The organism is Arthrobacter woluwensis (assembly GCF_030816155.1).
GTDB lineage: Bacteria > Actinomycetota > Actinomycetes > Actinomycetales > Micrococcaceae > Arthrobacter_E > Arthrobacter_E woluwensis_A.
In genome coordinates, this window is the sequence record NZ_JAUSXR010000001.1 from 412,465 (window position 1) to 428,598 (window position 16,134).

The window sequence follows — 16,134 nt, forward strand, 5'->3', positions numbered from 1 at the left end:
GAGAGTATGGGGCCATGAGTGAGGAGCCGAAGCCACAGGAATCCGCAGCGGCGGCCGGATCGGACGGGCGAGTGGAGGGGCGTCCCGTGGAGGGGACGCCGGTGGACGGCCCGACTGAAGGGCAGGAGTCCCGGACCCGGGAGCCCGGCGTCCAGGACGGTCCCGGCGGTGAAGGTGACCGCCGCCCCCGCAACATGCTCGAACTCGTGGACGAACCGGCCAAGGTGATGCGGATCGGGACCATGATCCGGCAGCTCCTGGAGGAGGTGAAGGCCGCGCCTCTGGACGATGCCGCACGAGGCCGCCTCGCGGAGATCCACGAGCGCTCCATCAAGGAACTCGAGGAAGGGCTGGCCCCCGAACTGGTGGAGGAACTGGAACGGATCTCCTTGCCGTTCCCGGACGATTCCGCGCCGTCGGACGCGGAGCTGAGGATCGCCCAGGCGCAGCTCGTCGGCTGGCTCGAAGGGCTCTTCCACGGCATCCAGACGGCGATAGCCGCCCAGCAGGCTGCCCGCGAGCAGATGGCGGCCCAGCTCCGGCAGCTCCCGCCCGGCACCATGGTCGCACCGGGCGTGGTCATCGGCGCCAACGGGGAGCCGCAGCGTGCCCCGGCCCGCCCACAGCAGAACCCGCGGCATGCCGGACCCGAGGAGCCCGACTCCGGCCTCGGCCAGTACCTCTAGCCCATGGGTCTGTTCAGCGAGCTGAGGCAGGCCCGCCGCGATGACGCGGAGCTGGGCAAGGGCCTCTGGCGGCGTGCCCACGACCGGTTCCGGCGCGGCCTGGACCGCTTCCACCAGGTGCTCGACGGCGTGAGCGACGACGCCCTGTACGCCGAGCTGTTGCCGATCGCCGACGAACTGGCCGCGCTGCTCCCACGGGTCCGGGTCATCTGCGTGGAGGCGCAGCGGAGCACCCCGAGCGACGGACTCGACATCCCGCCGGACCTGGCCCCCTTGCACCGTCTGCTCTCCCGGGCGGGCAATGACCTGGCGACCGCCGCTCAGGCGGCCACGATGGCCCGGCTCGGCACCACCGACGTGGACAGCGTGCGGCGGCGGGCCGCCGTCGTCGGGTCCCTGGTCTCCGAAGCGGAGCAATCCGCGCGGTGACCGGATCTATTCCCGGATTCGCTGACAGAGAACCGGGAGCTTTGTGTCTGGTGGCATGACAGCTTCCTTTGGAAGGATGGCGCCATGAGCGCAAACCCGAATCTCACTTTCAACGATGGCAACACCATCCCCCAGCTCGGCTACGGCGTGTGGCAGGTGGCCGACGACGTCGCGGAGACCGTGGTCGGACAGGCTTTCGAGGCCGGCTACCGCCACATCGACACGGCCAAGATCTACGGCAACGAGGCGGGTGTGGGCCGCGCGATCGCGGCGTCCGGCCTCGACCCCAAGGACCTCTTCATCACCACCAAACTGTGGAACTCCGACCAGGGCTACGAGAAGACCCTCGCAGCCTTCGAGGAGTCTCTGGACCGCCTCGGCCTGGACCACCTCGACCTGTACCTGATCCACTGGCTGCAGCCGCAGCGTGGCACCTACGTGGACACCTGGAAGGCCCTGGTCGAACTGCAGAAGCGCGGTCGCGTGACCTCCATCGGCGTCTGCAACTTCACCGGCGAGGCCATCGATGAACTGATCGAGGCCACGGGCGTCGTGCCGGCCATCCACCAGATCGAGCTGCACCCGTACTTCAACCAGGCCGGTCTGCGCGAGTACAACGCGGGCAAGGGCATTCTCACCCAGGCCTGGTCCCCGCTGGGCCAGGGCGGCGAGCTGCTGAGCGACCCCGAGGTGGTGCGCATCGCCGAGAAGCACGGCGCCACTCCCGCTCAGGTGGTCATCGCCTGGCACCTGGCCATCGGCAACGTGGTCATCCCGAAGTCGGTCACGCAGAGCCGCATCGTGGAGAACCTCGCCGCGCTGGATGTGACGCTGGATGACGAGGACATCACGGCGCTGAGCAGCCTTGACCGTGGCGCCGAGGGCCGTATCGGCCCCGACCCGGCGGTCTCCGACTTCGCCTGATCCCCGGGATCCACCGGTCTCCGGGATCCACCGGACGGGACGCCCCGTTCCGGCAAGGTCTCTCAGAACGCCCGTGGGGTGGCCGCACGCCGGTCGCCCCGCGGGCGTTTTGTTGTTCCGGGAGTGGCGCACGGGTGCGGGTATTGGGACCCGGCGTTGGCCGGGCCCAAGGCGAGGCTCAGGGGCAGCGGAACTCCGCGAAGTGGAGCCGCTGCGCGTCGACGACCCGGACCTGGCGGCAGCCCGCCTGAGCGAAGGCGCCGGCCTGCGACGGCTGCTGACCGCCGTCGCCGACGTACAGCACCGTGCCGTGGAGCTCCGCCGCCGGGACGCGCCGGTTCACGCCCCACAGGGTCCCGGAGTCGGCAGGACTTGACGCGAGGGACAGATCTTTCACCCCCGTGAAGTCGTGCGGGTACGCCATGGACGCCTGACGGTTCTCGGGACGGCCGTAGACCACGCCCGCGACGCCGGGGGTCTGATCGACCAGCACGGCGATGTCCCGGAGGCGGTCGTGAGGGACGTTGACGAAGGACTTGAGCGAGAGCTGGGGCACCGTGGCGGTCACCAGGATCAGGACGGCCGCCAGCAGCGCCGGAACGGCTTTCACCCGGTGGAGGTGTGCCAGCCCGAGGGCGGCGAGCAGCGCGAGCCCCGGAGCGGTGAAGGTGAGGTACCGCGGCTCGTAGATCGGCTTGACCGCGAGGCTCACGAGCCCGAGTCCGAGCGACGGGACCAGGATCCAGCAGAGGCCGAGCAGCGCGAGCGATCGTGTCCCGGCGGCGTTCTCAGCATCGGGCGCCGGCCGGAGCGCGGTCCAGAGGCCCACCACTGCCAGCCCGGCGAGGAGGAGGGCGAGGAGCCCCACGCAGGCCAGGATCCACGCCGGAGGGGTGTTGCCCGTCGGACGGTCGTTCCCATAGAAGTACTGCTTCAGCAGGATGTTCGCCAGGGTGTCGGTAAGCGACCTGCGCCCGATCCAGTCCGCCTGGGCGCTCTGCCGGGACACCGCCCAGAGGAACGGCGCGGTGACGAGACACGAGATGACCACCACGACGCCGACCCGCAGCAGGTGCCGCCGCGCGCACAGGGCGGTGGCCAGCAGATGCGCCGAAAGCAGGAGCGCGAACGGGAAGAAGAGCAGGGTGCCCAGCACGGCCAGGACGCCGTAGGCCACGAGGATCTCGGGGCGCGGGCGCTTCCAGGCGGACGTCAGCAGGAGCGTGGCGAAGACCGCCAGCAGGAGGGACAGGGCTGCGGACCGCGCTTCGCTGCCGGCCCAGGTCACCCGCGGCAGCACCGCCAGGATCAGTCCGGCGGCCACCGCGGCCGGGAGCGCGACGAACCGCCGTGCGAGCGCCACCATGCCGGCACAGGCCGCCGCGGCCGCTACTGCCGACGGGAACCGCAGCGCGGTCTCCGAGATCCCGGCGACCCCGGTCCAGAGGTGGAGGACCAGGTAGTAGAGACCGTGGGACAGGTCGATGGTGGAGAAGAGCGCGGGAAGATCAGCGAAAGGCCGGGTGGACGCGGAGATCGTGGCCACCTCGTCCTCCCAGAACGAAGGCTGCCAGGAGCCGAGGAAGGAGGCGAGGAACCCGAGTGCGGCCACCACCGAGTAGAGCTTCCAGGGTCGGCCGCGGTCCACGGTCTCCGCTGCGGGAAGGGAACTCATGAGGCACTCCGTCTCGTGTCCTGGGGCGGGTACGGCGAAGGCCCGGATCCCTGAGGATCGCGGGCCTTCCACCTTCCGGAGCTTCCTATCAGAATCGAACTGATGACCTTTTCATTACGAGTGAAACGCTCTACCGACTGAGCTAAGGAAGCACATGCCGCGCCTGGCCTGCTGGCCTGACCGCACAGGAAACAAGTTTAGAGGGCACTTCGGCTGTCGGTCAAAACGGGCCTCCCGCAGAGCTTCTTCCCGGTGCTGGCGCCTGTTCATGTCCCGGTTCTGCGCGGTTCAGCTGGCTGTCGCCCACGCACGCGAACCTGTAGCTCACGGCGCCAAGGGGGGCACGTGCTGCCGCGCGGCCGGACCCGCGGGGCGAAGACCAGCAGAGGAGCGCACACGATGACCGTGAACCCGGTTGCGGGACGGACCACCGCCCAGGACATCACCGGCAGGGCGAGCTGCCTGCGGCTCGCCGTCGTCGACATGTCCGGCACCACGGTCACGGACGGAGGCCTCATCGACGAGGCTCTCCGTGACGCCTTCCTTGATGCCGGGGAGGACCCGGAGGGCCAGCGTTTCGGGTCCATGATGGACTACGCGCACAGCGCCATGGGCTTGTCCAAACTCGGAGTCTTCCGGCAGCTGTACGAGGGAGAGCCGGAGCGCGCCCTCCTGGCCAATGCCGTGTTCGAGAAGTCCTATGACCGGCTCGTGGCCCGGGGCGGCGTCCAGGCGATCCCCGGCGCACGGGAGACCATGGAGTGGCTCCGCGAGGCGGGGATGCAATTGTGCCTGGTGACCGGCTTCGGACGGCACACGCAGAACACCATCCTGGAATCCCTCGGGTGGATGGGTCTGGCCGATCTGAGCCTGTGCCCGGAGGACGCCGGACGAGGCCGCCCTCATCCGGACATGATCCTCACCGCGGTCCTCGCCCTCGACCTGGACGACGTCCGCGAGGTCCTCGTCGTGGGGGACACGACGGCGGACATCCAGTCGGGACTGCGGGCCGGCGCCGGGCTCGTCACCGGAGTGCTGAGCGGCGCGCACTCCGAGTTCGCCCTGAGGGCCGCAGGCGCCGACGCCGTGGTCCCGTCGATCCGGGACATCCCCGGTCTCCTGCGGGAGGGGAGCCGGCCACTGCTCGGTGGCCGCCAGCTCTGAGCACCCCCAGGACAGAGAGAGGCCCCGGTGGGAATCGCCGGGGCCTCTTCGCGCGCCCAGGCCGTGCCTGGACTCTTGTCACGCGGACTCTCAGGTGCAGCGCAGGCCGTCGTCCGGCGTCGTGCCCTTCACGAAGTAGTCGTCCACCGCATTGGTGATGCAGTCTCCCGCGCGGCCGTAGGCGGTGTGGCCCTCACCCTCCCAGGTGACGAGGGAGGCGTTGCCCAGCTGCTTGCGCAGATTGCCGGCCCATTCGTAGGGGGTGGCCGGGTCGCCGGTGGTGCCGATGACCACGATCGGCGCCTTGCCGCTGTAGGAGGCCGGGGCCACCTTGCGGATGCCGGTGGTCTTCAGGCCTTCACAGGAGATGCCGCCGTAAGCCATGTACTTGCCGAGGGTGGGGGAGACCTTCTGGAGTTCCTGGGCCTCTTTGCGCATGTCGCTCTCCGAGGAGTCCGGCGTGTAGTCCAGGCAGTTGATCGCATTGAAGGCGAAGGAACTGTTGGACGTGTACTTGCCCTGGGAATCCCGGTCGGCGCCGAAGTCCGCCAGCTGCATCATGGGGGATGGGTCCCCCACGAGCGCCTGGGCGAGGGCCTGACGCAGGGTGGGCCAGCTCGAGCTGCTGTAGAGCGGGACGATCAGGCCCGAGACGAAGCTGTTCACCGTCACGGGGCGACCGTCGTTGGCGGGCTGCGGGTTCTTCTCGTATTCGGTCAGGAGCTTCTGGATACGGGCGATCCCGGCGTCGACCCCGTCACTGAGCGGGCAGCCGGAGTTGCGCTGGCACCATTCGACGAACACCCGGAGGCTCCGTTCGAACGCCTTCGCCTGGCCCACGGTCAGCTGCGACTGCGTCAGGGTCGCGTCCAGGGCGCCGTCCAGGACCATCCGGCCCACCCGGTCCGGGAACAGCGTGGCGTAGGTCGATCCGAGGAACGTCCCGTAGGAGTACCCGAGGTAGTTGAGCTTGTCATTGCGGAGCGCGGCCCGCAGGACGTCGAGATCCTTGGCGGCGCTCGCGGTGTCCACGTGCGCCAGGACCGGTCCGGTCTTCTGCTGGCAGGCCTCGTTCGTGTCGCGCTGCTCCTTGACGGCCAGGGCGAGGCCGTCCGTGGTGCTCGGGTCGAAGTACTCGGCGCGCTGAGCGTCCCGCTCCTGATCGGTGAGGCAGGTGACAGGCGCGGAACGCTTCACGCCGCGCGGATCGAAACCGATCAGATCGAAGTTGGACCGGATCTCATCGCTCAGGATCCACTGGGCGGACTCGTTGACGAAGTCGAAGCCGGACCCGCCCGGACCGCCGGGGTTGATGAAAAGCGAACCCTGGGACTTGCCCGTGGCGGCGATCTTGATCAGGGCGATCTCGATGCTCCCCTTGCCGGGGTTGTCGTAGTCGGTGGGGACCTTGACCGAAGCGCAGCTCGCATCGTGCTCGCACGACGTCCAGCTGACCTTCTGGCCGTAGAAGTCCTTCAGTTCGGCCGGGGCGCCGTCGCTCAGGCCTTCCTGCTGGCTGCTGGACGCGGGGGTCTTGGACGTCGTCCCGGGCGCCGGGATGGTCACGCAGCCGCTCAGGCTCAGTGCCAGCACGGCCACGGAGGCGACGACGGCGGCGAACAGCCCGGCACGCGCCGGCCCCTTCCGGGGGTCCCTCCCCGTGCTCGCCGCAGTGCCCTTCACGCTCTGCCTCATCCTCGTCCACCTTCCGAACTGTCGTGGTTCGCCGTGTCGTTGCCGCGGGCCGGTCCACTCCGGCCGCGGAGTCCTGTCTGTGCATCGTTTCCGGCCCCATGCCGGGTCCTGCATCGGTCCTAGACCAGCCCCGCCGCCATGCCTTCCAGCGCCAGCAGAGGGGCCACATTGCTCGTGACCAGCCGCCGCCGGGTGAGGTTGATGGCATCGATCCTCGCCAGGGTCTGCTCCGGCGTCCCGTCGGCCGCGAAGGCCTCGATGTCCGCGCGGATCTCCTCATTCACGAGTGATCCGGTGGCACCCACCTGCAGGATCAGCACGTCCCGGTAGAAGGAGAGGAGATCGGTCAGGGTCCGGTCCAGCGAATCTGTCACGGACCGCTTCCCGCGGCGCTTCTGGTCCTCTTCGAGGCGCTTGAGCTGGCTGCGCAGGGCGGGAGGCACGGTGGCGCCCTCCTCGAGGCCCAGCGACCCCAGAAGAGCCGCGCGCTCGGTGGCGTCCCGCTCGGCGTTCGAACTGTCCGCCTCGGCGGTCGCGATCGACATGAGCCGCTCGGCCATGAGCACCGCGGAGGTGATGCCCTTCAGGGCAAGGGGGAACCGGACGGTGTCCAGGCGCCGCTGCCGGGCGTCGGCGTCGCGGGCCAGACGGCGGGCGATCCCGACGTGACTCTGCGCCATGCGCGCCGCGCTCGCCGCGAGAGCCGGCTCCACGCCGTCGCGTGTCACGAGCAGGGCGGCGACATCGTCCACCGCGGGCAGGCGCAGCCCGACGCTGCGGCAGCGGGACCGGATCGTGACCAGCACATCAGCGGGGGAGGGCGCGCAGAGCATCCAGACGGTGCGAGCGGTGGGTTCCTCGATGGCTTTGAGCAGGACGTTCGTGGTCCGCTCGGCCATGCGGTCCGCGTCCTCGACGATGATGATGCGCCAGCGTCCGGAGGCCGGGTGGTTGCCGGCCGTCGAGACCAGTTCCCGGGCCTCGTCGATGGTGATGGTGACCTTCTCGGTGCGGACGTGCTGCACATCCGGGTGGGTTTCCCCGAGGATCGTCCGGCAGGCGTGGCACTGGCCGCAGCCGCGCTGGGCGGGGTCGGGCTGCTCGCAGTTCAGCGCGGCGGCGAAGGCCGTGGCCGCGTTGGACCGGCCCGAGCCGGGAGGGCCCGTGAACAGCCAGGCGTGGGTCATCCCGTCACCCGCGGCCGCCCGGCGGAGCTGGGTGACCACGGCGTCCTGCCCGCGGAGTTCGTCGAAGACCGTCACGCGCGTCCCCCCGGGGATCCCGGGACGGAACCTGCCGTGGCTGCCGTGGCCCCATGGGCCGAGAGGACCTGCTCGACGCGGTCCAGGATCTGACCGGCGATCTCCTGCACGTCCTGACGGGCGTCGATCACCAGGTAACGCTCGGGCGCGGCGGCTGCTGCTGCCAGATAGGCATCGCGGACCTGGGCGTGGAAGGCGTCGGGCTCGGATTCGAGGCGGTCCTCGCCACCGGGGGACCGACGGGCACGTCCTTCGACCGGGTCCACGTCCAGGACCACGGTGAAGTCCGGCCACAGGGAACCGGTGGCCCAGGCGTTGAGGTCGCGGACCTCCTGCGTCCCGAGCCCGCGCCCGATGCCCTGATAGGCGACCGAGGAGTCGATGTACCGGTCCGTGATGACGGCCTCGCCGCGTGCCAGGGCGGGGCGGATGAGCTGTTCCACATGGGCCGCGCGCGCCGCGGCGTACATGAGGGCTTCGGTGCGGGGATCGATCTCGCCGTGCCCGTGATCCAGGACCAGGGAGCGGAGTTTCTCGCCGATCTCGGTGCCACCTGGTTCCCGCGTCTGGACGACCACCATGCCGCGTCCCCGCAGTGCCTCGGCCAGCAGCCGGCTCTGGGTGGACTTTCCGGCGCCGTCGCCGCCTTCAAAGGCGATGAACAGGCCGGTTCCGTTTGCGCTGGTAGTCACCTTCACAGCCTAGCGGGCCAAGCTGGGTGCAGGCGGAGAGCCGGTGCTTATGTGGATGACGGGTGACACCGTTGCCCACATGACGGGATTCTCTTGCCGGAGGTGCGGGATCGCGCCGTAACGTGAGGTTCATGCACGAATCCCTGGACCTCAGCCCCGACTCCCTCGTGGTCGCCGCCGGCCGCCCGGACCGGGAACGGGACGCACCCGTTAACCCCTCCGTGGTGCTCTCTTCCACGTTCATCGGCACGGGACCGCTCGGCGCCGGGGACCGCGGCTACGGCCGCTATGCCAATCCCACGTGGGAGGCGTTCGAGGAGGTCCTGGGGCGGCTGGAGGGTTCCGCCGAGCCGGCGCTGCTCTTCTCCTCGGGGCTCGCCGCCGTGAGTGCGGCACTGTCCCTCGTGCCGCTCGGCGGGGCCGTGGTGATGCCGGGGCATTCCTACGCCGGCACCGTGCAGATGGCCTCCGAACTCGCGGAGAAGGGGCTCTTCACCCTGCGGCTCGTGGACATCGCTGACACGGACGCCGTCCTGACGGCACTGGGCGCCGACGGCCGTGCAGCGGACCTGCTCTGGCTCGAAAGTCCCACGAATCCGATGCTCGGAGTCGCCGATCTCCCCGTGCTCATCGCCGCGGGCCGGGACCAGGGGGCGCTCGTGGTCGTGGACAACACCTTCTGCACGCCGCTGGTCCAGCAGCCCTTGCTCCTGGGGGCGGATCTGGTGCTGCACTCGGTCACCAAGTATCTTGCGGGCCATTCAGATGTGGTGCTCGGGGCGCTGGTCGCCCGGGAGTCCGACCTGCGTGACACGCTCCTTCATCACCGCGCGCTCCACGGATCCATCGCAGGGCCCTGGGAGGCCTGGCTCGCGCTGCGGGGCCTGCGGACTCTCGCTCTCCGGGTCGAGCGCTCGCAGGCGAGCGCTCAGGTCCTGGCGGAGCGGCTGGCCGCCCACGACGCGGTGGACCGGGTCCGGTTCCCGGGCCTCCCGGGCGACCCCGGTCATGAACGCGCCGCGGCTCAGCTGAAGGGTTTCGGCTCCATCCTGGCGATCGAGATCGCCGCAGCCGGCGGCCGCAGCGGTGCGGAGAACGCGGACGCCCTCGTGCGGGCCCTGCGCCTCTGGGTGCCGGCCACGTCCCTGGGCGGTGTGGAGTCCCTCATTGAACGACGACGGCGCCACGTCGCCGAGCCTGCCAGCGTCCCGGACAACCTCGTGCGGCTGAGCGTCGGCATCGAAAGCGCGGAGGATCTCTGGGCGGATCTGTCTCAGGCGCTCGACGCGTTGCCGGGCCACGGAGGATAGGGTGGAACCGTGAGCGGACAGTTGTTGATCTCCTATGCCACCATGGCCGTCTACTTCGTGATGGGCCTGGTGGCCTTCGGGCTGGAAGCCTGGGCCTTCATCGACGCCCTGATCCGGAAGCCCGGGGACTTCGAGGCCGCCATGAAGCGCAGCAAGGGATTCTGGCTCGCCGTCACCGGGGCTGCCGCCGCAGTCGGCCTGCTGTCCGTCCTCTCCAGGTCGGGCGGTCTGGGCCTGTTCGCTCTCGTCGCCGTGACCGCGTCCTGCGTCTACCTCGCTGACGTCCGCCCCGCCATCAAGGATCTCCGCAGCGGGGGCTACAACAACTGGTGAGCCCGGCCCGCTGGTGAAGCCGGTCAGCGGGTGAAGCCAGCCCGCTGGTGAGTCCGGCCTGAGGGGCTCCGGGCGTCACGCCCCGCCCGTCACGCCCTGCGCTTCAGGCCCCGGGCGCCACGGCGTCCCACGCGACGGACAGTTCACCCAGCCGGAATCTGTGGGGCCCGTCGAGAAGGGGCCAGCCCGCTTCCCGCAGGGCCTCGCACATCCTCATCCAGCGCTGCCTCTTCCCGAAACTGGCCAGCGGTGCCGCCGCGAGCCAGGCCTGATCCGCGGCATTCAGGAAGGTGTGAATGCGTTCGCCGGGGACGTTCCGGTGGATGAGCGCCTTCGGGAGCCTTTCGGCGGTCTGCGACGGCAGCTCCAGCGAGCCGAAGTGCACCGAAAGATGAAGGCTGAGGGGGCCGTCGCCGTCGAGCGCCACCCAGGAGGCGGTTCTGCCCAGTTCGTCGCAGGTCCCCTCCACCACGAGCCCACCCGGGGCCAGCCGGGAACGCAGGGTGTCCCAGATGGCCGCGACGTCGCCCTCGTCGTACTGCCGCAGGACGTTGAAGGCCCGCACCAGCGCCGGCGGCTCGTTCACCGGGAGTTCGAAACCACCCAGGCGGAAGTCCAGACCCGGCCGTGCCTCTTCCAGAGCCCGGGCCACGCGGCCCGGCTCGATCTCCACCCCGGTGAGCCGGAAACCGGGCGCCACCGTGCGGAGTCGTTCGAACAGTTCGATCGCGGTGCGCGGGCTCGCCCCGTAGCCGAGGTCCACGGCCAAGGGGGCGTCAGCCCCCCGGAACCGCCAGGCCTGCGTGCCGGTGATCCACCGGTCGACGCGGCGCATCCGGTTGGGATTGGTGGTTCCGCGGGTGACATTGCCCAGAGGTCTCCCGGTCCTGCCCACGGCGCGGCCGGGGGCGCGGAGACGTTCGGATTTCTGGACCACCGTCCCATGGTAGGCGTGGTCACGGACGGTGACGTTAAGACGCAAACGACCGGGTGCCTCCGCGGCTGGCTAGGATTGAACCATGACGTACACCTTGATCCTGCTGCGCCATGGTCACAGCGAATGGAATGCCAAGAACCTCTTCACCGGTTGGGTGGATGTGGACCTCAACGATCAGGGCCGGGCCGAGGCCGCCCGCGGCGGTGAGCTGCTCGTGGAGAACGACGTCCTGCCGGACGTCCTCCACACCTCCCGCCTCAAGCGCGCCATCAACACGGCGAACATCGCTCTGGCGGAAGCCGACCGCGGCTGGATCGACGTCAAGCGCGACTGGCGTCTGAACGAGCGCCACTACGGCGCCCTGCAGGGCAAGGACAAGGCCCAGACCCTCGCCGAGTTCGGCGAGGAGCAGTTCATGGAATGGCGCCGCAGCTACGACACCCCGCCGCCGCCCCTGGCCGACGACTCCGAGTTCTCCCAGGTGGGTGACCCGCGGTACGCCGACCTCGGCGACGCCGTGCCGCGCACCGAATGCCTCAAGGACGTGCTGGTCCGTCTGCTGCCGTACTGGGAGTCCGACATCAAGGCGGACCTCAAGGCCGGCAAGACCGTCCTGGTCACGGCCCACGGCAACTCCCTGCGCGCCCTCGTGAAGCACCTCGACGGCATCTCGGATGACGACATCGCCGGCCTGAACATCCCCACCGGCATCCCGCTCGTCTACGAACTGGACGAGAACTTCGCCCCGATCACCCCGGGCGGCCGCTACCTGGATCCCGAGGCCGCCGCGGCCTCGATCCAGGCCGTCGCGAACCAAGGCAAGAAATAAGGCTTCGTCAGGGATCCGCCGGCTGCTCGGTCGTTCCTCCCTTGGACGCAGCCCGGTCGCATCCCTGACTGCGCACAGATGACTCCGCACAGAACGACGGCGGGGTGGTCACCCAAGTGATCACCCCGCCGTCGTCGTGTCCGAGTCAGCGTCAGGCGCCGCCGATCTCCTCCGGCTGCCACTCGCCGTTGACGAGGTAGCTGACCTTGCGGGCGACGGAGACGCCGTGGTCGGCGAAGCGCTCGAAGTAGCGGCTGGCCAGGGCCACGTCCACCGAGGTGGAGGCGTTGCCGGTCCAGTCGGCGGCGGCGACGGCCTGGAAGACGCCGGCGTGCAGCTCGTCCACCTCGAGGTTGAGGCGGACGATCTGGCGGGCCACGTTCAGGTCGTGGGTCTCGAGGAGTTCGGCCACCTTGTTCGCGATCTGGATGTCCAGCTCGGCGAAGGTCCGGAACGTGGTCTGCAGGGACTCCGGGATGACCTGCGCGGGGTACCGGAGACGCGTGAGCTGGGCGATGTGACGGGCGAGATCGCCCATGCGCTCGAGGGAGGCGCTCATGCGCAGGGAGCTGACGATCATGCGCAGGTCGCTCGCGACGGGACCCTGGAGGGCCAGGATGTCGATGGCCTTCTCATCGAGGGCGTTCTGCAGGAAGTCGATGCGGGCGTCCGCAGCGATCACGTCCTGGGCGAGGTCCACGTCAGCGGTTTCGAAGGCCTGCGTGGCGTTCTTGATGGCGATCGCCACCAATTTGGAGATTTCAACGAGCTCATCGCCCACCTGGGCGAGCTCATCCTGGAAAGCCTTGCGCACTGACGGCGTCCTTTCGTATGGCTGCGTGCCGCAGTGACGCCCCGTCCGGGGAGCGCCCCCAACACGCTGGTGGTCCAGCTACTTACAGTGTCAGCAGGCCGTGAATAGTGCACGTCCTGAAAGTGAACGTTAGTTGAACCGGCCTGCTCCTCCCCGCAATCTGGCCTGATGCCGTCATGCCGGACCGTAAGCTGGGGATGTGGATCCTCTGCTCATCGGCGTCGTCGCGGGCCTTGTCGGCTTGTGCCTCGGTGTCTTCGGTGTCCTCGCGTTCCGTGCGAGTGAACATCAGCGCACCCTGGTGGATGACGAGCTGGACGAGGCGCAGCTCCCGGAAGGCGCCGCCGAAGTCCTGAGCGTCCTGGGCCGGGCCTTCGTGATCGTGGACGACATCGACGGAGTGGTCCGCGCCAGCCCGGCGGCCTACGCCTACGGCCTGGTGCGCGGCCACACCGTGGTGCACCATCAGCTGCTGGAGATGACCGCCAAAGTGCGGCGCGACGGCGTCGTCCTGGAAGGCGAATTCGAGCTGCCCCGCGGCCCGCTCGGCGCCGGCTCCATCATCGTGCAGGTGCGCGCCGCCGTCCTCGGGGACGAGTATGTGCTGCTGCTCGCCGATGACCGCACGGAGATCACCCGCACCGAGGAGATCCGCAACGACTTCGTCGCGAACGTCTCCCATGAGCTGAAGACCCCCGTGGGAGCCATCTCGCTCCTGGCCGAGGCGCTCGAGGACTCCTCGGATGACGAGGTGGCCGTGCGCCGCTTCGCCAAGCGGATGCACAAGGAGGCGTCGCGGCTCGCGGACCTGGTGCAGGACATCATCGAACTGTCCCGGCTGCAGGGTGCGAACATCGCGCTGCAGGGCACCGTGGTGGACATCAACCACGTGATCGCCGACGCCGTGGACCGGTCCAAACTTCCTGCGGAGAGCAAGAACATCACCCTCGTGGTCGGCAGCGCGGGCACGGACGCCCGCGTCTTCGGCGATCCGGACCTGCTGACCACGGCTTTCCGCAACCTCATCGACAACGCCATCCGGTACTCGCCGGAGAACACCCGGGTGGGTATCGGCATCCGCTCCCGGGAAGGTCTCATCGCGGTCTCGGTCACCGATCAGGGCGATGGCATCTCCCCGGAGGACCAGGAACGCGTCTTCGAACGGTTCTACCGGGTGGATGCCGCCCGCTCCCGCGCCACCGGCGGCACCGGGCTGGGGCTCAGCATCGTCAAGCACGTCGTGTCCAACCACGGTGGCGAAGTGTCCGTCTGGTCCCAGCCGGGCCAGGGATCCACGTTCACCGTCCGCCTTCCCGAGATGGAGGGCCGCGAGTCCTCCGAGGATCAGGGGAGCCCGGAAGAAGCCCATGAGGCCGGGAGGACCGGCCACCGCAATGCTCATCAAAGCAGCGCTCATCACGAAGGAGTCCAGGCGTGAGCCGCATTCTGATTGTGGAGGACGAAGAGTCCTTCAGCGACCCGTTGTCCTACCTGCTCGGCAAGGAGGGCTTCGAGGTGGAGGTCGTGGACAACGGCCTCGACGCGATCACCGAATTCGACCGGAACGGCGCGGACCTGGTGCTGCTGGACCTCCAGCTGCCCGGCCAGTCCGGCACCGAGGTGTGCCGGCAGCTCCGCCAGCGCTCCTCCGTGCCGGTCATCATGCTGACGGCCAAGGATTCCGAGATCGACAAGGTGGTGGGCCTGGAGCTGGGCGCGGACGACTACGTCACCAAGCCCTACTCCTCGCGTGAGCTGGTGGCCCGCGTACGGGCCGTCCTGCGCCGCCAGGGCGAGCCGGAGGAGCTCATCACCACCACGGTCCAGGCGGGCCCGGTGCGCATGGACATCGAACGGCACGTGGTCAGTGTCGGCGGTGAGCAGGTCTCCCTGCCGCTCAAGGAATTCGAGCTGCTGGAGATGCTCCTGCGGAACTCCGGCCGTGTGCTGACCCGTGGCCAGCTGATCGACCGGGTGTGGGGCTCCGACTACGTGGGCGACACCAAGACCCTCGACGTGCACGTCAAGCGCCTGCGCAGCAAGATCGAGCCGGACCCCTCCGCCCCCCGGTACCTGGTGACCGTCCGAGGGCTGGGCTACAAGTTCGAGCCGTGAGCCGCAAGGTCCTGTTGACCAGGCCTCGGACGACGTGGGGCGGGTGACGGAGAAGCGGTGACGCGACAACGCTGAAGGAGCGGACCCTCAGGGTCCGCTCCTTCAGCGTCAGTGGTGCCTGACGTGCTCCGGTGGTGCCTCAGCGGCCGCGCCGCTGCGAGCTCCAGTAGAGGGGCCCGCCCAGGGCGGCGGCCAGGAAGGCCACCGTCAGAACGAGCTCCGCGAGAAGCAGCATGAAGACGGCGGTGACGCCGAGGTTCAGAGCCACTCCGCCGAGCGCTCCGAGGCCGACCATGAGCGCGGCCAGGATGGCCAGCACCAGAAGGTAGGCGCCGAAGAAGCGGCCGGGGGTGTCGAGGCGTGCCAGCTGGCGGCTGATGGACCGCGGCTGGACCAGGTTCAAAATGGTCATAGTCGTCCTCTGACAGAAAATTCCAGGGAAGGGGCGGCTCGAGCCGCATCTCCATTCTTCCGCACCCCCTGTCCCGTCTTCACCTGTTGGACGGTCGGCAGGGCTGTGTGATTGCTCACAGGCGTCCCCGGGAACGACGACGGCGCGGTCCCCGGAGCGGTGAGCATGTCACCGCGGCGGGGCCGCGCCGTCGTCGTGCGGGCCGAGAATCCGGCTGGAGGTCAGTGTCCGCCCTCGGTGGTGGCGGTGGTCTCCGGAGTGGCGGAGGTGGTGGGCTCGGCCGTGGTGGAGGCGCCCGGGGTGGCCTTCGGAGTCGGCAGGTACTGCTTGTACTCCTTGATGGTGCCGTCCAGGACGGGGACCTTCACGTCGTCCGTCTTGCCCGCGCCGGAGAAGGTCACGCTGACGAGGGAGCCGGGAGCGCCACCCGTGGTGCTGAGGATGGCGGCGTCGCTCTTCTCGTTGAGGGAGACTTCGTCGTTCGCCTTGACGCGGACCTGGGTCTGGGAGCCCTCGGCGCCGTTCACCGTCACCGTGACGTCCTGCTTGCTGCCGTTGAAGATGCTGCCGAGCAGTCGGCCCGGGTTCTTCTCGCCGTCGCTGACGATCATGGCGTTGCGGACCTTGATGTCACCGAACTGGGCGTTCACGCCGTCCGATGCCGCGTACTGGTGGGCGGTCTGCTGGGGCGAGGTGGCGGAGCAGGCGGTGGTGGCTGCGAGGAGTCCGAGGCCCAACGCTGCGGCGGCCAGGGCGCGCTTGCCGGGCTTGACGGTCTGGGGGGCAGTGGAACGCACTTTACGTAACTCCTTGCACGAGTGAATGAGAGCTCTTTGCTGACAGTTTATCGGCAAATG

The 16,134-nt window shown here is 69.2% G+C and carries 17 protein-coding genes and 1 tRNA gene; 9 read left to right on the forward strand and 9 right to left on the reverse strand.

The features are described 5' to 3' along the window. Positions 1-14: 14 nt before the first annotated feature. From QFZ52_RS01910 to QFZ52_RS01920, 3 genes are all read left to right on the forward strand, one after another. Positions 15-686: a bacterial proteasome activator family protein gene (locus QFZ52_RS01910; RefSeq protein ID WP_307495937.1), complete on the forward strand. Its 672-nt coding sequence runs from the start codon at positions 15-17 to the stop codon at positions 684-686. A gap of 3 nt (positions 687-689) precedes the next feature. Further along, a complete protein-coding gene (locus QFZ52_RS01915; RefSeq protein ID WP_307495938.1) occupies positions 690-1,115 on the forward strand; it encodes a hypothetical protein in 426 nt (141 codons plus the stop codon). Between the two features lie 84 nt (positions 1,116-1,199). Then, on the forward strand, positions 1,200-2,039 hold the full coding sequence (locus QFZ52_RS01920) for an aldo/keto reductase (RefSeq protein WP_307495939.1): 840 nt from the start codon (positions 1,200-1,202) through the stop codon (positions 2,037-2,039). Between the two features lie 178 nt (positions 2,040-2,217). Here QFZ52_RS01920 and QFZ52_RS01925 read toward each other — a convergent pair whose 3' ends face one another. After that, a complete protein-coding gene (locus QFZ52_RS01925; RefSeq protein WP_307495940.1) occupies positions 2,218-3,714 on the reverse strand; it encodes a glycosyltransferase family 39 protein in 1,497 nt (498 codons plus the stop codon). A 79-nt stretch (positions 3,715-3,793) separates the two neighbouring features. Continuing rightward, positions 3,794-3,866, reverse strand: a tRNA-Thr gene (locus QFZ52_RS01930). Positions 3,867-4,113: 247 nt separating this feature from the next. On the opposite strand from QFZ52_RS01930, the gene QFZ52_RS01935 reads away from it, so the two are divergent. Further along, positions 4,114-4,878: an HAD-IA family hydrolase gene (locus QFZ52_RS01935; RefSeq protein WP_307495941.1), complete on the forward strand. Its 765-nt coding sequence runs from the start codon at positions 4,114-4,116 to the stop codon at positions 4,876-4,878. A gap of 90 nt (positions 4,879-4,968) precedes the next feature. On the opposite strand, the gene QFZ52_RS01940 is transcribed toward QFZ52_RS01935, so the two are convergent. The 3 genes from QFZ52_RS01940 to tmk form a co-directional block, all read right to left on the reverse strand. After that, positions 4,969-6,573 (reverse strand): alpha/beta hydrolase, encoded by a 1,605-nt coding sequence (locus tag QFZ52_RS01940; protein WP_307495942.1) that lies wholly within the window; start codon positions 6,571-6,573, stop codon positions 4,969-4,971. A gap of 119 nt (positions 6,574-6,692) precedes the next feature. Continuing rightward, on the reverse strand, positions 6,693-7,835 hold the full coding sequence (locus tag QFZ52_RS01945; RefSeq protein ID WP_307495943.1) for a DNA polymerase III subunit delta': 1,143 nt from the start codon (positions 7,833-7,835) through the stop codon (positions 6,693-6,695). Continuing rightward, complete coding sequence (tmk, locus tag QFZ52_RS01950; protein ID WP_307495945.1) at positions 7,832-8,527, reverse strand: dTMP kinase; 696 nt, start codon at positions 8,525-8,527, stop codon at positions 7,832-7,834. Before tmk ends, QFZ52_RS01945 begins: the two co-directional genes overlap by 4 nt. 131 nt (positions 8,528-8,658) lie before the next feature. Here tmk and QFZ52_RS01955 point away from each other — a divergent pair, with 131 nt between their 5' ends. Then, positions 8,659-9,837, forward strand: a complete 1,179-nt coding sequence (locus QFZ52_RS01955) for a trans-sulfuration enzyme family protein (protein WP_307495946.1) — start codon at positions 8,659-8,661, stop codon at positions 9,835-9,837. A 9-nt stretch (positions 9,838-9,846) separates the two neighbouring features. Then, positions 9,847-10,170, forward strand: coding sequence for a DUF2516 family protein (locus QFZ52_RS01960; protein ID WP_307495947.1), 324 nt, complete (start codon positions 9,847-9,849; stop codon positions 10,168-10,170). A gap of 103 nt (positions 10,171-10,273) precedes the next feature. Here QFZ52_RS01960 and QFZ52_RS01965 read toward each other — a convergent pair whose 3' ends face one another. Continuing rightward, entirely contained in the window at positions 10,274-11,107 is an 834-nt protein-coding gene (locus QFZ52_RS01965) for a class I SAM-dependent methyltransferase (RefSeq protein ID WP_307495948.1), read from the reverse strand. A gap of 82 nt (positions 11,108-11,189) precedes the next feature. On the opposite strand from QFZ52_RS01965, the gene QFZ52_RS01970 reads away from it, so the two are divergent. Continuing rightward, a complete protein-coding gene (locus QFZ52_RS01970) occupies positions 11,190-11,936 on the forward strand; it encodes a phosphoglyceromutase (RefSeq protein ID WP_307495950.1) in 747 nt (248 codons plus the stop codon). A 151-nt stretch (positions 11,937-12,087) separates the two neighbouring features. On the opposite strand, the gene phoU is transcribed toward QFZ52_RS01970, so the two are convergent. Continuing rightward, positions 12,088-12,750: a phosphate signaling complex protein PhoU gene (gene phoU, locus QFZ52_RS01975; RefSeq protein ID WP_307495951.1), complete on the reverse strand. Its 663-nt coding sequence runs from the start codon at positions 12,748-12,750 to the stop codon at positions 12,088-12,090. 208 nt (positions 12,751-12,958) lie between these two features. Between phoU and QFZ52_RS01980 the strand changes: the two genes are divergently transcribed. Together QFZ52_RS01980 and QFZ52_RS01985 are read left to right on the forward strand one after the other, a co-directional pair. Next, the gene (locus tag QFZ52_RS01980) at positions 12,959-14,188 is read left to right on the forward strand and encodes a sensor histidine kinase (protein ID WP_307498626.1); all 1,230 of its coding nucleotides are present in this window, start codon (positions 12,959-12,961) and stop codon (positions 14,186-14,188) included. After that, positions 14,185-14,865, forward strand: a complete 681-nt coding sequence (locus QFZ52_RS01985) for a response regulator transcription factor (RefSeq protein ID WP_066214974.1) — start codon at positions 14,185-14,187, stop codon at positions 14,863-14,865. The genes QFZ52_RS01980 and QFZ52_RS01985 overlap by 4 nt, the downstream gene beginning before the upstream one ends. 139 nt (positions 14,866-15,004) lie before the next feature. On the opposite strand, the gene QFZ52_RS01990 is transcribed toward QFZ52_RS01985, so the two are convergent. Next, positions 15,005-15,277: a hypothetical protein gene (locus tag QFZ52_RS01990; protein ID WP_307495953.1), complete on the reverse strand. Its 273-nt coding sequence runs from the start codon at positions 15,275-15,277 to the stop codon at positions 15,005-15,007. Between the two features lie 221 nt (positions 15,278-15,498). Then, entirely contained in the window at positions 15,499-16,074 is a 576-nt protein-coding gene (locus tag QFZ52_RS01995; protein WP_307495954.1) for a hypothetical protein, read from the reverse strand. Positions 16,075-16,134 lie beyond the last annotated feature (60 nt).

Excerpts from the sequence above, each read along its gene's own strand:
- QFZ52_RS01935 (WP_307495941.1), top strand. The coding sequence starts at position 4,114 with ATGACCGTGAACCCGGTTGCGGGACGGACCACCGCCCAGGACATCACC.
- QFZ52_RS01910 (WP_307495937.1), top strand. The coding sequence starts at position 15 with ATGAGTGAGGAGCCGAAGCCACAGGAATCCGCAGCGGCGGCCGGATCG.
- QFZ52_RS01915 (WP_307495938.1), top strand. The coding sequence starts at position 690 with ATGGGTCTGTTCAGCGAGCTGAGGCAGGCCCGCCGCGATGACGCGGAG.
- QFZ52_RS01970 (WP_307495950.1), top strand. The coding sequence starts at position 11,190 with ATGACGTACACCTTGATCCTGCTGCGCCATGGTCACAGCGAATGGAAT.
- QFZ52_RS01925 (WP_307495940.1), bottom strand. The coding sequence starts at position 3,714 with ATGAGTTCCCTTCCCGCAGCGGAGACCGTGGACCGCGGCCGACCCTGG.
- QFZ52_RS01920 (WP_307495939.1), top strand. The coding sequence starts at position 1,200 with ATGAGCGCAAACCCGAATCTCACTTTCAACGATGGCAACACCATCCCC.
- QFZ52_RS01955 (WP_307495946.1), top strand. The coding sequence starts at position 8,659 with ATGCACGAATCCCTGGACCTCAGCCCCGACTCCCTCGTGGTCGCCGCC.
- QFZ52_RS01940 (WP_307495942.1), bottom strand. The coding sequence starts at position 6,573 with ATGAGGCAGAGCGTGAAGGGCACTGCGGCGAGCACGGGGAGGGACCCC.
- QFZ52_RS01990 (WP_307495953.1), bottom strand. The coding sequence starts at position 15,277 with ATGACCATTTTGAACCTGGTCCAGCCGCGGTCCATCAGCCGCCAGCTG.